The organism is Nocardiopsis ganjiahuensis DSM 45031, from assembly GCF_000341085.1.
In the GTDB taxonomy this organism is placed as follows: Bacteria; Actinomycetota; Actinomycetes; order Streptosporangiales; family Streptosporangiaceae; genus Nocardiopsis; species Nocardiopsis ganjiahuensis.
Window position 1 is genome coordinate 197,195 of record NZ_ANBA01000015.1, and the last position, 13,631, is coordinate 210,825.

Here is a 13,631-nt window from a genome sequence, read left to right on the forward strand (position 1 = left end):
CCCCGTGCCCGAACCCACCCGCCTGCTCGTCGCCAACCGGGGCGAGGTCGCCGTGCGCGTCGTCCGCGCCGCCGCCTCCCTCGGTCTGGACACCGTCGCCGTGTACGCGGCCGAGGACGCCGGAGCCGCACACGTCCGCCTCGCCGGTCAGGCACGGCCCCTCAACGCCTCCGGACCGGCCGCCTACCTGGACGCCGAGCGGCTGGTCGCCGTCGCCCGCGAGACCGGCTGCGCGCTGGTCCACCCCGGATACGGGTTCCTCAGCGAGGACGCCGGCTTCGCCGAACTGTGCGCCGCGTCCGGTCTGGTCTTCGTCGGCCCCTCCCCCGAGACCCTCTCCCTGTTCGGTGACAAGGCCCGCGCCCGAGGCCTGGCCGAGCGCCTCGGCGTGCCCGTTCCGCCCGGCACCTCCGGGGCCACCTCCCTGGAAGAGGCCGAGGCCTTCCTGCGAGGGCTCGGCCCCGGCGGAGCGGTCATGGTCAAGGCCCTGGCGGGCGGCGGCGGACGCGGCATGCGCGCGGTCACCGACCCGGCCGACCTGCCCTTCGCCTACGAGCGCTGCCGTTCCGAGGCGCGGAACGCGCTCGGCCGCGGCGACCTCTACGTGGAGCGGCTGGTGGAGGGCGCCCGGCACGTCGAGGTGCAGGTGATCGGTGACGGCACCGGCGCCGTCACCCACCTGTGGGAACGCGAGTGCAGCGTCCAGCGGCGCCACCAGAAACTGGTCGAGACGGCTCCAGCCCCGGGCCTGCCGGAGCGGCTCCGGCAGCGGCTGCTCGACGCCGCGCTCACCCTCGCCCGGGAGGTCTCCTACTCCGGTCTGGGCACCTTCGAGTTCCTCGTCGGGGCAGGGGGCCCGACCGGGTCCCCCGCCGGCTCCGCCGACCCCGGCTCCCCCGGCTTCCACTTCATCGAGGCCAACCCGCGCCTGCAGGTGGAGCACACCGTCACCGAGGAGGTCACCGGGATCGACCTGGTCGCCGCGCAGATCGAGGTGGCACTGGGCCGGACCCTGGCCGACCAGGACCTCGGCCAGGACGCCGTCCCCGCCCCGCGCGGCCACGCCGTCCAGGCCAGGGTCAGTCTGGAGACCACCGGCCCCGACGGGTCGGCGCTGCCCGCCTCCGGCACCCTCACCGCCTTCACCCCGCCCACCGGCCCGGGCGTTCGGGTGGACACCCACGGCGCGGTCGGCCACACCGCCGGGGACGGCTTCGACCCCCTCCTCGCCAAGGTGGTCGCGCACGCCCCGCGCGGCGGGCTGATCGCCGCCGCCGACCTCGCCGACCGGGCCCTGGCCGAGTTCTCGGTCGCCGGGGCCGACACCAACATCCCCTTCCTGCGGGCGGTCCTGCGCCACCCGGTGTTCCGTTCCGGAAAGGCCACCACGTGCTTCGTCACCGACCACCTCACCGAACTCCGCGCCCGGGCCGGGGCCGCGCCCCTCGTCCCCCGCGCCTCGTCCCCGCCCGATCCCACCTCCGCGTCCGCTGACGAGGAGCGCCCCGAAGCCCCGGACGGCCATCCGGACGGTCACCTCACCGCCCCGTTCTCCGCCACCGTCGTCTCGGTGGAGGCCGCGCCCGGCGACCGCGTCCGGGCCGGGGCGCCACTGCTGGTGCTCCAGGCCATGAAGATGGAGCACGTCCTGGCCGCGCCCGCCTCCGGGACCGTCGGCGAGGTCCGCACGGCGGTCGGGGACACCGTCACCGAGGGGGAGCCCTTGCTGGAGTTCGTGGCGGACGGATCGGAGGAGGAAGCGGGCCCGGTCGAGGACGAGGTCGATCTCGACCAGGTCCGGCCGGACCTCGCCGACGTGCTCGAGCGCCACGCGCTGGGCACCGACGGGCGCCGCCCCGAGGCGGTGGCCAAGCGGCACCGCCTGGGCCGCCGCACCGCCCGGGAGAACATCGCCGACCTGTGCGGGGACGGAGGGTTCACCGAGTACGGCGCGCTGGCGGTGGCCGCCCAGCGCGGCCGCCGCTCCGACGAGGACCTGGCCGCCAACACCCCCGCCGACGGCATGGTCACCGGAATCGGCCGGATCAACACCGACCGCCACGGCCACGACAGCACCGGCGGTCGGCCCGGCGACGGCACCGACTGCGTGGTCATGTCGTACGACTACACCGTCATGGCCGGAACCCAGGGTGTGATCAACCACCGCAAGACCGACCGCATGCTGGAGATCGCCCACCGGCGGCGCCTTCCGGTCGTGCTCTTCGCCGAGGGCGGCGGCGGCCGTCCCGGTGACGTCGACCCCAACACCGCCTCCGCGCTGGGTGTCACCACGTTCGCCGCCATGGGCCGCCTCAGCGGGCGGGTGCCCACCGTCGGGGTGGCCTCGGGCCGCTGTTTCGCGGGCAACGCCGCGCTGCTGGGCTGCTGCGACGTGGTCATCGCCACCCGTGACGCCAATATCGGCATGGGCGGGCCGGCAATGATCGAGGGCGGCGGCCTGGGCGTGTACCGACCCGAGGAGATCGGCCCGGTGGAGGTCCAGGAACCCAACGGGGTCATCGACCTGCTCGTCGAGGACGACGCCGCGGCCGTGCGCGCCGCCCGCGACTACCTGTCCTACTTCCAGGGCCCTGACGACGACTGGGAGGCCGCCGACCAGCGCCTGCTCCGCCACGTGGTCCCGGAGAACCGGCTGCGCGTGTACGACGTCCGCAGGGCCGTCCGCACCCTGGCCGACACCGGTTCGGTGCTGGAGCTGCGCCGCCGCTTCGGCCCGGGTCTGGTCACCGCACTGGTGCGGGTGGAGGGGCGGCCGATGGGCCTGATCGCCAACGACCCCGCCCACCTCGGCGGTGCGATCGACGCAGACGGAGCCGACAAGGCGGCCCGGTTCCTCCGGCTGTGCGACGCCCACGGGCTGCCGGTGCTGTCGCTGTGCGACACCCCGGGGTTCATGGTCGGCCCCGAAGCGGAGCGCACCGCCACCGTCCGGTACTTCTCCCAGCTGTTCGTCGTCGGCGCCCAACTACGCGTCCCGATGGTGACCGTGGTGCTGCGCAAGGCCTACGGGCTGGGAGCGCAGGCCATGGCGGGCGGCCACCTGCGCGCGCCCGCCGCCACCCTGGCCTGGCCCACCGGAGAGCTGGGGCCGATGGGATTGGAGGGCGCGGTACGGCTCGGGTTCCGCAAGGAGCTCGAGGCCATCGAGGACCCCGAGGAGCGGACGGCGGCCTTCGACGCCGTGCTCGCCGAGGCCTACAGGCGCGGACGGGCCACCAGCGCGGCCTCGGTGTTCGAACTGGACGACGTCATCGACCCGGCCGAGACCCGGAACTGGATCGTCGCCGCCCTGGCCGAGGGGCGCGGAGCCGCCGGCTAGCCGGCCGGCCGGGCCGACGTGTCGGCCCGGCTCTCCGGCTCCGTCCCCTCACGGGTCACCAGAAGGGCCAGGACCAGACCGGACAGCGCGGACAGTGTGGCGACCACCGGAACCAGACCGGCGCCGGCGGCCACGGCGAGCCCGCCGCCCACCCCGCCCAGCGCGGCTCCCACGTACACCGAACTGCTGAGCACCGCCATGGCCTGGGTCGCGGCACGCGGCCCGACCCGGGCCAGGGTGAGCGCCTGCACCGTGGTCGGCACCGCCCAGGCAGCCGCGGACCAGCACACCAGCAGTGCGGCGGCCGCCCAGACCGGAACCGGGGCGGTCAGCCACAGGAGCGCGAAGGCGGCCATCGTCAGGCAGAAGGCGCCGCAGGACAGCCCGAACGCCCACCGCGGGCCGACCCGGTCCACCATCCGGCCCGCGTACTGGGTGCCCGCCACCCCGCCGACGCCGGCGGCGACCAACAGCGCGGACAGCTGGTGCGGCCCCACCCCGGACAGCCCGGCGAGGAAGGGGGCCAGGTAGGTCTGGAAGGCGAGGTTGCCCGCGACCACCAGAGCCGTGACCGCGAGCAGGCCCACGACGGTGAGGTTCAGCAGCGGCCGCAGGGACCCCGCCAGTTCGGCGCGGACGGCCGCCATCGCGCCAGGTCCCGTCCCCGTCGGAGCCGGTGCGCCCGCACCGCCCTCCGGGGCGGCCTCCCGGGACGCCCCTGCCGCGGGCAGCGACCGGGCCGCCAGGAGCAGGGCGAGACCGCCGAGCAGCCCGCAGGACACGAACGTGGCCCGCCACCCGAAGGCCGCGCCGATCCACGTCCCCGCGGGCACTCCCAGCAGGATCGCTCCGGTCAGGCCGGTCATCACCGCGGCCAGGTACCTGCCCCGCCGCTCCTGCGGGGCCCGGGTGGTGGCCGCCGCCAGCGCGGCGGGCAGCACCACGGCGCCGGCCAGCGCCGCGACCACCCGCAGCGCCACCAGGGCCGGGTAGCCCTCCACCCACACCACCGCCAGGTTGGCGAGGGTGAACACGGCCAGGGCGGCCGACAGCACCCGCCGCAGCGGCAGCCGGGCGAGCAGGACCCCCCAGAGCGGCGCGGTGAGCGCGTAGACCAGCGAGTAGACGGTGACCAGTTGGCCCGCCGCGGTTTCGGAGACGCCGGTGTCCGCGGCGATGGCGGGGAGGACCCCGATGACGATGAAGTCGTCGGTCTGCACGGTGAAGGCGGCCAGGACGAGGGCCAGGAGCCAGAGAGGAGGAGTACGCATCGAATAAGGGTAACAGTTGTTACCCAAATGCTTGTGCCAGAGTTGGGGACCGGTAGGACCAGGAGGTACACATGGCTCGGAAAGCCGATCCGGCAAGGCGCCGCGAGGTCCTGGACGCTGTCATCGAACAGTTGGCGCACACCGGGATCAGCGGGTTCACGCTGCGCGGCCTCGCCCAGGGGCTGGGCCAGAGCACACGTGTGCTCACCCACCACTTCGCCGACCGGGAGGACCTGCTCTCGGCGGTCCTGGCCCGCCTGGACGAGCGCCAGCACCGGTCCCTGCTGGCCACCAGGGGCTGGGAGGACCCGGCCGTCCCGGTCAGCGGCATCGTCCGCGACGCCTGGCGGCGCAACCTCGGCGAGGAGCTGCCCATGACCCGGCTCATCCGGGAGATCGAGGGCCTGGCGGCTTCGGGGCAGCTGCCCGCCGCCGGCGCGGGGTTCGTGCGCGGCCGCGCGGAGTTCGTCGCCTCGTGCCTGACCCTGCGCCGGGTGCCCGCCGACCGCGCCCTCATCCTGGCCACGCTGCTGAACTCGGCCTTCTCCGGGCTGGAGACCGACTACCTCGTCACCGGCGACCGGGGGCGCGCCGAAGCCGGGCTGGAGCTGCTCTGCGACTGGATCGACAGCGCCGCTCCAGCCCTCTGAACAGGGAGGACACACCGGCGAAGGCGCCCGCACCGGTGCCGGGCACCGGGCCGGGCCCGCCCCCGCTCAGTCCTCGTGCCGGACCCGGACCTTCTCGTAGACGGGGACCAGACCGTCGATGAAGGCCGTCAGCGCCAGTTCGAAGCTGTCCTCGTCGATCTCGGCGGCCACCTCGGCCAGCCGGTGGGCCTGCGACAGGTTGGGGTAGCGGTCCTGGTAGACCCGCACGTCGTCGTCGAACCCGCGTGAGAAGGAGTTGGTCGCGGCACCCACCACCAGGTACTTGGTGGAGGCCCCGATCATCGTGGCGTAGCGGGGCGGCCAGCCCGCACTCACGAGCCCGCCGTGCACGGCGTCGGCGCGGCGCAGCGCCTCCTCGCGGCGCCCGGGGCCGGCGGCGATCACCGGGAGCAGGTTGGGGTGCGCGTCGAGGGCCGCGCGGTAGGAGCGGGCCCACACGGCCAGCCCCTCACGCCAGTCACCGCCGTCGAAGCCGGTGACGTCGATGTGCGTGGTGGCCTCCTCGGCGACCTCGCTGAGCAGTTCTTCCTTGGTGCGGTAGTGGCTGTACAGCGAGGCGGCCTGTACCGCGAGCTCCTGGGCGAGCTTGCGCATGGACAGCTTCTCCAGCCCGTCCCGGTCGATGAGCGTGAGCGCGGCTCCGCGAATCGCCGGTTTGCTCAGGATCGGTGTCTTGGGTCGGGCCACGAAAGGCTCCCCTTCTGCACTGTTCTCCACGCTGCGCCGTCGCGTGCCGGTCGGTCCGGTGTCCGCGCCGATCATCGCACGGCGGCGGCCCGCGCTCTGCGGGGTATCGGTGATTCCACCGCAACCTCACAGCGTCAGGCCGCTCTCTTGCGCGGACCGTCGGGCACAACGTACCCTCAAATAACCGAACAGCGTTAGGTTACTTGGGAGCAGCCGTGATCGATTTCTCACTGAGCGAAGAGCAGCGCGCCATCCAGAGCTGGGTGCGGACCTTCGTGGAGCGGGAGCTGATGCCGCTGGAGAACGAGGTGCTGCGCCGCGAGCGCGAGGGCCACCCGCCCGGCCTGACCCGCGAGGAGAGCACCCGGCTGCGCGCGCTGGCCCGCAAGTCGGACTTCTGGGGTGTGGCCACCCCCGAGGAGTACGGCGGCATGGGCCTGGACGCCATCAGCGAGGCCCTCATCGAGATCGAACTCGGCCGGACCTTCCTCACCTTCAAGTTCGGCGGCGAGGCCGACAACATCCTCTACTACGCCAACGAGGAGCAGAAGCGCACCTACCTGCTCCCCACCATCGAGGGTGAGCGCAGGTCCTGCTTCGCCATCACCGAACCCGGCGCGGGCTCCGACGCCAAGGCCATCCGCACCAAGGCCGTCCGCGACGGCGACGAGTGGGTGATCAACGGCGAGAAGACCTTCATCACCGGTGGTGAGGAGGCCGACTTCGCCATGGTCTTCGCGGTCACCGACCCCGAGAAGGGCGCCAACGGCGGTGTGACCTGCTTCCTCGTCGACCGCGACATGGGCTGGACCTCCGAGCCCATCGACACCATGGGCGAGCGCCGCCCCGCCTCCCTCGTCTTCCAGGACGTGCGCGTCCCGCACGAGAACATCCTCGGCGAGGAGGGCTACGGCTTCGCCCTCGCGATGAAGTGGATCGGCAAGGGCCGCTACCTGCTGCCCGCCCGTGCGCTGGGCGGTTGCGAGCGGCTGCTCGACATGGCCATCGACTACGCGAAGACCCGCGAGACCTTCGGCGCGCCCATCGCCGACCGCCAGGCCATCCAGTGGATGATCGCCGACTCCCAGACCGAGATCGAGGCGCTGCGCCTGCTGGTGCTGCACGCCGCCTGGCAGGTGTCCCAGGGCAAGGACTCCCGGCACGCGCAGTCGATCGCCAAGCTGTTCGGCGGCGTGAAGGCCAACGAGATCGTCGACCGGGTCATGCAGATCCACGGCGGCATGGGGTACACCCGCGAGCTGCCCATCGAGCGCTTCTACCGCGACGTCCGCCTGCTGCGCATCTTCGAGGGCACCGACGAGATCCAGCGCCGCACGATCGCCCGCGACCTCCTCAAGGGCCACGTGAAGGTGGGCGCAACCCTTGAGTAGGGAGCGGGACCGAAAAGGGCCCGTGTCGCACGTGGGAGCGCGGCACGGGCCCTTGTGCGTCCGCGGTGCGGCAGCACGGTGGGGCGGAGTTAGCTGACGCCGACCAGGTCGACGACGAACACCAGGGTCTCCCCCGGCTTGATGACGCCGCCGGCGCCGCGGTCGCCGTAGGCCAGGTGCGGCGGGATGACCAGCTGACGGCGGCCGCCGACGCGCATGCCCAGGACACCCTGGTCCCAACCGGGGATGACCTGACCGGAACCCAGGCGGAAGCGCAGCGGCTCGCCGCGGTTCCAGCTGGCGTCGAACTCCTCGCCGGAGGAGTGCGCGACACCGACGTACTGCACGCTGACGGTGCTGCCGTGCCCGGCCTGGTCGCCCTCGCCGACGGTGAGGTCGGTGATCTCCAGGTCCGCGGGCGCCGGGCCCTCGATGAAGTCGATCTCAGGACGCTCGAGCGCCATGGTGGGTCCCCCAATTGGTGACGTGAACAGAGGGGCCCAGGTTATCGGTGGGCGCTAGTGGTCGCCGACAGTGGCGGCGACCACGTGGCCGTGGCCCTCCACCTTGATGGGACCGCTGTCGGCCTGGACGAACACCGATTCCCCGCGGCGCAGCGTGACCCCCTCGCCGACCTCCGCGACCAGTTCCACACTGCCGTGCAGGGACAGGACCACGGTGGGTCCGTCGCCGGGCAGGTGGGCGGTGATCCGGCCGGGGCCGATCTCGTGCAGGGCGAACTCGGGGGCGGCCGGACGGAACTCGCGGCGGCCGTCGAGGAAGCCCGGCTGGGCGTACGGGATGGGCAGCACGGAGAAGTCCACCACGTCGAGCAGCTCGGGGGCGTCCACGTGCTTGGCGGTCAGGCCGGCACGGAGCACGTTGTCGGAGCTGGCCATCACCTCGACCGCGGTGCCCTGGAGGTAGGCGTGCAGGTTGCCCGCCGGGAGGAAGAGGGCCTGCCCCGGCCAGAGGGTGACGCGGTTCAGGAGCAGGGAGGCGACCGCGCCCGGGTCTCCGGGGTAGCGGGCCGCCAGGTCCACGACGATCTCGGCGTGGGCGCCGCGTCTGCCCCGGCCGGACCACTCCCGGACGAACTCGTCGATCATCCGGCACCGCTCGGGAGCCGGGAGGGTCAGCAGGCGGGTGAGGGCGGCCCGCAGGGCGACGTGGGTGTCGGCGTCGGACAGGTCCTCGCGGAGCGAGTTCGCCAGTTCGTTGTCGAGCCCGATCAGGTCGGCGACGGTGGCGGCGGGTTCGCGGAAGCCGCACAGGGCCTCGAAGGGCTCCAGGGCGAGGAGCAGTTCGGGTTTGTGGTGCGGGTCGCGGTAGTTGCGGTGGGGGGCGTCGACGGGGATGCCCGCGCGCTCCTCCGACTCGTAGCCGGAGCGGGCCCGTTCGGCGTCGGGGTGCACCTGGAGCGAGAGGGGGGCCTCGGCCGCGAGGTACTTGAGGAGGTAGGGCAACCGGGCGCCGAAGCGTTCGGCGGTCCTGGGGCCCAGGACGCGGTGGGGGTCCTCGGAGATCAGCTCCGGGAGGGGTCTGGAGCCGTCGTCGCAGTGCGCGGTGCTGGGGGCGCCGTGGTGGGCGCCCAGCCAGAGCTCGGCCTGGGGTGTGCCGTCGGGTTCGGTGCCCAGCAGGCGAGGAATGGCAGAGCGTGCTCCCCAGGCGTACGGTCGTACCCGGTTGGTGAGCCTGTGCATCCGCTCCCCGCTTTCCCGTCGGCGTGTCCTCACCCCGTGGACGTTCCGGCGAGGTGGGAACAGTCTTGCCAAGAGAGGCCTCCCGGTCGACACGGCACGCCCCACATCTCGCGGTGGTGCACACCTCACCTCGCCGGATGGGCAGGCACCCTGTTGCGGCGCCCGGTGACGGCAACGAAGTTACTGGGAAGTAAACCACGTTCCCGGACACGTGAACAGCACCACACCATTACCTTCCAGAGACAACGGACGGTGCCCTCCGGGTGACCGCCGACCCTACCAGCGGGCAATTGTCGGCATTCGGGGACCGGAGAGCGCATGGGAAAAGCGTAGTCGCGAAGAGCCGCCGGGGAAGGGCCGACGGTCACCCGGTTCGGACCCGGCGGCGCCGACCCGCGACCGGGGTCAGCGTTCGCGCCGCACCCGGTCGGAGGCCTCGGCCAGGCGGTCGACGACCTGCTGGGTGAGCACGGGGTCGGGTCGGCCCAGCCCCGCGATCGAGGACATGTACATGCCGTCGCCGGCCAGCCGGATGGTCTCGGCCAGCACGGGGTCGGTGAGTTCGGCGTGCAACAGGTCGCCCCAGCGGTCGAACAGCTCCTTGACCAGGATCCCCGCCTCCGGAGGGATGTCCTCCTTGCTCCGCAGGGCGGCGATGACCGCCCAGTAGAGCTCCCCCTCCGCCGAGGTCTGCGGCAGCGACGTGCGCAGGAAGTAGCGGACCACTCCCTCCTCGCTCACCACCGCCTCGCGGAACTCCTCCTCCGCGAGCGCCCGGACGCGCTCCATGAGGCCGACCATCATGGACGCCTTCGAGGGGAAGTGGTAGAGCAGCCCTCCCTTGGACACTTCGGCGGTACGGGCCACCAGCTCCAGGGTCACCGAGGAATAACCGTCGCTGATCAGGATGTCCTGTAGGGCGTCGAGGATGCGGTCGCGCGTGTTCGATGTGCTCACGATTGACACTGTACCGGCTGGACGGTACTGTACCGGCTGGACGGTTGAAGAGTCCCGAACTGTGCCCGCACCCGGGTCCCGGACCACGCGTGCCGCACCCCTCGGTCGACCAGACTTCCCGTTCCGCCCGGCAGTACCGACTCCTTGCCGGGCCCGTGCCCTCACACCGAGCGGCGCACCGTCCACCAGCCACCACAAGCGATACGAGGGAAAGATGAGTTCCGCCAAGGCCGGAAACGGCGCCACCCACGCGCACGGGGGCAACGGGGCCCCGTCCGCGCTCGCGGGTCCGCGCGAGTGGGCCGCACTCGCCGTCCTGGTCCTGCCCGTGGTGCTGATCTCGGTCGACATGACCGTGCTCGGCTTCGCGGTCCCGGCTCTGAGCACGGCGCTGAGCCCCAGCTCCGGTCAGCTGCTGTGGATCATCGACATCTACGGCTTCGTCCTGGCCGGCCTGCTGATCACCATGGGCTCACTCGGTGACCGCATCGGACGGCGCCGCCTGCTCATGGTCGGTTCGGCCGCCTTCGGCGTCGCCTCCCTGCTGGCCGCGTTCTCGCCCAACTCCGAGACGCTGATCCTGGCCCGCGCCCTGCTGGGCGTCGCGGGGGCCTCGCTGATGCCCTCGACCCTGTCCCTGCTGCGCAACATCTTCCTGGACCCGCGCCAGCGCCTGCTGGCCATCGCGATCTGGGCCTCCGGGTTCTCCGCCGGCGCCGCGCTCGGTCCGATCCTGGGCGGCTGGCTCCTGGAGCACTTCTTCTGGGGCTCGGTCTTCCTGATCAACCTGCCGGTGATGGCGCTGATCCTGATCCTCGTGCCGCTGCTGGTCCGTGAGTCCCGCAACCCGGACTCCGGCCGCATCGACGTGCCGAGCGTCGTGCTGTCCATGGGCGCCATGCTGCCCGCCGTCTTCGGCATCAAGAAGCTGGCCACCGGCGGCCTCGACGTCCTGCCGGTCCTCTCGCTGGTGTTCGGCCTGACCCTGGGCTACCTGTTCGTCCGCCGACAGCGCACGCTCGAGGACCCGCTCATCGACGTGGACCTGTTCCGCTCCCGCGTGTTCAGCGTGGCCGTGGTCACCAACCTGATGATCGTGTTCTCCCTGGTGGGGTCGTTGTTCTTCCTCACCCAGTACCTCCAGCTGGTGCTCGGCGTCTCGCCGATGCGCGCCGGCCTCGTGCTGGTCCCGGGGCTGATCCTGTCCGTCGTCGCCAGCCTGGTCGCGGCCCGGCTGGCCCGCCACCTGAGCCTGGCCACGGTCATCGGTGTGTCCCTGATCGTCACGGCGGCCGGGTTCGGCACGCTGGTCTTCACACCCGCCGACGACCTCGTCCGCGGTGTCGTGCTCGTGGCCGCGGCCTTCGTCCTGATCTCCCTGGGCGCCGGTTTCGCCGAGACGCTCACCAACGGCGCGATCATGTCGGCCGCCCCGCCCGAGCGGGCCGGTGCCGCCTCCGCGATCTCCGAGACCGCCTACGAGATGGGCGGTGCCCTGGGCGTCGCGGTACTGGGCAGTGTCCTGACGGCGTTCTACCGCGTCCACCTCACCGAGGTGGACGGGGTCCCCGGCGCCGCGACCGACGCCGCCCGGGAGACCCTGGGCGGGGCCGCGAACGCCTCCGCCGAACTCGGCGGTTCGGCCGGGGCGGCGCTGATGGACTCGGCACAGCTGGCGTTCACCAACGGCATGCACCTGACCTCGGCCATCGCCGTGGTGATCGTGCTCGCCGCCGCGGCCCAGGCCTGGTTCCTGCTGCGCGGACGCGGGAACCCGGCCGTGGAGCCCCAGGAGCCCGCAAAGGCCCACCAGGAGGACACCGAGCTCTCCGAGACCGCGAAGTAGCCAACGGCGGTCACCGCACACGTCGGCCCCCGAGGAAGCGTCCTCGGGGGCCGACGCGCGCCCCGGCCGCCGGGTGCGGGCTCACGGCAGGCGCAGCAGCTCCCCCTCGCCACCGGACCACCCCGGGGGCACCACCGCGTACGCCTCGGCCAGGGCGGCGCCGCGCAGACTGCCCGGGCGGTCGTGCCCCACCGGTTCGGCGCGCCCCTCCCGCAGCCGCACCGCGACCAGACAGGTGTCGTCGGGCCGTGAACGCACCTCCCCCGCCAAGGGGACCGTTCCCGGAACCGAGGCCGGATCGGGCCGCCCGGACATCGCTCCCAGCAGGGGCACCAGGAGGGTGAGCGAGGCCACCAGCGCGGCGTTCGGGTTGCCGGGGAGCCCCACGAACACCGTGCCGTCGGCGTGCGCGAGCAGCTGCGGGTGCCCCGGGCGGCAGGCCACCCCGTCCACGACCGTCCGGGCGCCTGCCTCCCGGAGCACACCGCGCAGGTGGTCGGCGGGGCCCTTGGACGAGGAACCGCACACCACCACCACGTCGGTCCCGGCCGTGGCCAACGCCTCACGGAGGTCCGCGTAACCGTCCCCCAGCACCCGGACCCGCTCCAGGTGAGCGCCCGCCCAGGCGATCACCCCCGGCACCAGCGGGCCGATGGCGTCCCGCACCACGCCCTCGCCGGGGAGCCCGGCCGTGGCGATCTCGTCGCCGGTGACCAGAACGGACACCGTCGGCAGACGCACCTCCAGCTGGTCGTGGCCCAGACTCGCCGCCAGGCCCAGCACGGCCGGGGTCACCTCGGTTCCCTCCGCCAGCACCGTCTCCCCCGGGGCGGTCTCCTCACCCGACCAGCGCACGTGCCGCCCCGGCAGGGCCTCACCGTGCACCCACCCGTCCACCACGTCGGCCAGCTCGTAGGGCAGGACCGCCTCCGTGCCCTTGGGCGCCCGGGCGCCCGTGGCGATCTCCACGGCCTCACCCGATCCCAGGCAGAGCCCGGCCACCGGAACCCCGGCCAACTGGGTCCCCACCAGCTTCCAGGGACCCGGCCCCGCCACCGCGAACCCGTCCATCGCCGAGGCGTCGAAGGCGGGCGAACCCACCAGGGCCCGCAGGTCACCGGAGAGCACACCGCCCAGCGCCCGCCCCAGCGGGAGTTCGCGTACCGGGGAGCCCAGTTCCTCCCCCAACAGCCGGGCCCGCTCGCGCGCCGCCCCCCAAGGGACGGCACCTCGGTGACCGCCACACGCCGAACCGTCCATGCCGCTCCGTCCACTCCAGATCCGAGGGTGTGCCCCTTTGTCTACCCGGGCCACATGAGGCGGACGCTACCGCTTGCGCTCCGCTCACCAGCCACCGCCGCACCACCCCCCGACGACCTCCGATTTGCCGTCTGTCGAATCTCCGCTAAAGTCTTAATCAGCAGCAAGGCGGGGCCCACGGAAACGGGGGCCGGGCCGAAGCAGCAAGCGGACGTGGCTCAGCTGGTAGAGCATCACCTTGCCAAGGTGAGGGTCGCGGGTTCGAATCCCGTCGTCCGCTCGAGGGAGACGCGGGGCGAGAGATCGCCTCTCGTGTACTCGGTGGAGTGGCCGAGAGGCGAGGCAGCGGCCTGCAAAGCCGTCTACACGGGTTCAAATCCCGTCTCCACCTCCCAGTTTCACTGGGGCGATTAGCTCAGTTGGCTAGAGCACTACCTCGACACGGTAGGGGTCACAGGTTCGAGTCCTGTATCGCCCACAAGTAGGACCAGAGGCCAGATCTTCG

10 protein-coding genes and 3 tRNA genes are annotated in these 13,631 nt (G+C 72.7%); 7 read left to right on the forward strand and 6 right to left on the reverse strand.

From position 1 onward, the window contains the following. Window positions 1–4: 4 nt before the first annotated feature. Window positions 5–3,340, forward strand: a complete 3,336-nt coding sequence (locus D458_RS0122445) for an acetyl-CoA carboxylase family protein (protein ID WP_017588983.1) — start codon at window positions 5–7, stop codon at window positions 3,338–3,340. Here the strand turns inward: D458_RS0122445 and D458_RS0122450 are convergent. Continuing rightward, on the reverse strand, window positions 3,337–4,611 hold the full coding sequence (locus D458_RS0122450; protein WP_017588984.1) for an MFS transporter: 1,275 nt from the start codon (window positions 4,609–4,611) through the stop codon (window positions 3,337–3,339). The two genes, D458_RS0122445 and D458_RS0122450, sit on opposite strands and share 4 nt — an antisense overlap. A 71-nt stretch (window positions 4,612–4,682) precedes the next feature. Between D458_RS0122450 and D458_RS0122455 the strand changes: the two genes are divergently transcribed. Further along, on the forward strand, window positions 4,683–5,261 hold the full coding sequence (locus D458_RS0122455; protein WP_017588985.1) for a TetR/AcrR family transcriptional regulator: 579 nt from the start codon (window positions 4,683–4,685) through the stop codon (window positions 5,259–5,261). Between the two features lie 66 nt (window positions 5,262–5,327). On the opposite strand, the gene D458_RS0122460 is transcribed toward D458_RS0122455, so the two are convergent. Next, entirely contained in the window at window positions 5,328–5,969 is a 642-nt protein-coding gene (locus tag D458_RS0122460; protein WP_017588986.1) for a TetR/AcrR family transcriptional regulator, read from the reverse strand. A 215-nt stretch (window positions 5,970–6,184) separates the two neighbouring features. Here D458_RS0122460 and D458_RS0122465 point away from each other — a divergent pair, with 215 nt between their 5' ends. After that, the gene (locus D458_RS0122465) at window positions 6,185–7,360 is read left to right on the forward strand and encodes an acyl-CoA dehydrogenase family protein (RefSeq protein WP_017588987.1); all 1,176 of its coding nucleotides are present in this window, start codon (window positions 6,185–6,187) and stop codon (window positions 7,358–7,360) included. Between the two features lie 89 nt (window positions 7,361–7,449). Here the strand turns inward: D458_RS0122465 and D458_RS0122470 are convergent, their stop codons facing one another. From D458_RS0122470 to D458_RS0122480, 3 genes are all read right to left on the reverse strand, one after another. After that, the gene (locus D458_RS0122470) at window positions 7,450–7,824 is read right to left on the reverse strand and encodes an FKBP-type peptidyl-prolyl cis-trans isomerase (RefSeq protein WP_017588988.1); all 375 of its coding nucleotides are present in this window, start codon (window positions 7,822–7,824) and stop codon (window positions 7,450–7,452) included. A 54-nt stretch (window positions 7,825–7,878) separates the two neighbouring features. Further along, entirely contained in the window at window positions 7,879–9,063 is a 1,185-nt protein-coding gene (gene manA, locus D458_RS0122475) for a mannose-6-phosphate isomerase, class I (RefSeq protein ID WP_017588989.1), read from the reverse strand. Window positions 9,064–9,468: 405 nt separating this feature from the next. Next, a complete protein-coding gene (locus D458_RS0122480) occupies window positions 9,469–10,020 on the reverse strand; it encodes a TetR/AcrR family transcriptional regulator (RefSeq protein ID WP_017588990.1) in 552 nt (183 codons plus the stop codon). 214 nt (window positions 10,021–10,234) lie between these two features. Between D458_RS0122480 and D458_RS34020 the strand changes: the two genes are divergently transcribed. Further along, window positions 10,235–11,866 carry an MFS transporter gene (locus tag D458_RS34020; protein WP_017588991.1) on the forward strand — a complete coding sequence of 544 codons (1,632 nt, stop codon included), beginning with the start codon at window positions 10,235–10,237 and terminating at the stop codon, window positions 11,864–11,866. Window positions 11,867–11,947: 81 nt separating this feature from the next. Here the strand turns inward: D458_RS34020 and D458_RS0122490 are convergent, their stop codons facing one another. Beyond that, a complete protein-coding gene (locus D458_RS0122490; RefSeq protein ID WP_026119584.1) occupies window positions 11,948–13,126 on the reverse strand; it encodes a molybdopterin molybdotransferase MoeA in 1,179 nt (392 codons plus the stop codon). Between the two features lie 207 nt (window positions 13,127–13,333). Here D458_RS0122490 and D458_RS0122495 point away from each other — a divergent pair. The 3 genes from D458_RS0122495 (at window position 13,334) to D458_RS0122505 (ending at window position 13,604) form a co-directional block, all read left to right on the forward strand. Further along, window positions 13,334–13,406 (forward strand) — tRNA-Gly (locus D458_RS0122495). Window positions 13,407–13,446: 40 nt separating this feature from the next. Next, window positions 13,447–13,517 (forward strand) — tRNA-Cys (locus D458_RS0122500). Between the two features lie 13 nt (window positions 13,518–13,530). Then, window positions 13,531–13,604 (forward strand) — tRNA-Val (locus tag D458_RS0122505). Window positions 13,605–13,631 lie beyond the last annotated feature (27 nt).

Coding starts and splice junctions, on each gene's coding strand:
- D458_RS0122450 (WP_017588984.1), bottom strand. CDS start 4,611: ATGCGTACTCCTCCTCTCTGGCTCCTGGCCCTCGTCCTGGCCGCCTTC.
- D458_RS0122455 (WP_017588985.1), top strand. CDS start 4,683: ATGGCTCGGAAAGCCGATCCGGCAAGGCGCCGCGAGGTCCTGGACGCT.
- D458_RS0122470 (WP_017588988.1), bottom strand. CDS start 7,824: ATGGCGCTCGAGCGTCCTGAGATCGACTTCATCGAGGGCCCGGCGCCC.
- manA (WP_017588989.1), bottom strand. CDS start 9,063: ATGCACAGGCTCACCAACCGGGTACGACCGTACGCCTGGGGAGCACGC.
- D458_RS34020 (WP_017588991.1), top strand. CDS start 10,235: ATGAGTTCCGCCAAGGCCGGAAACGGCGCCACCCACGCGCACGGGGGC.
- D458_RS0122490 (WP_026119584.1), bottom strand. CDS start 13,126: ATGGACGGTTCGGCGTGTGGCGGTCACCGAGGTGCCGTCCCTTGGGGG.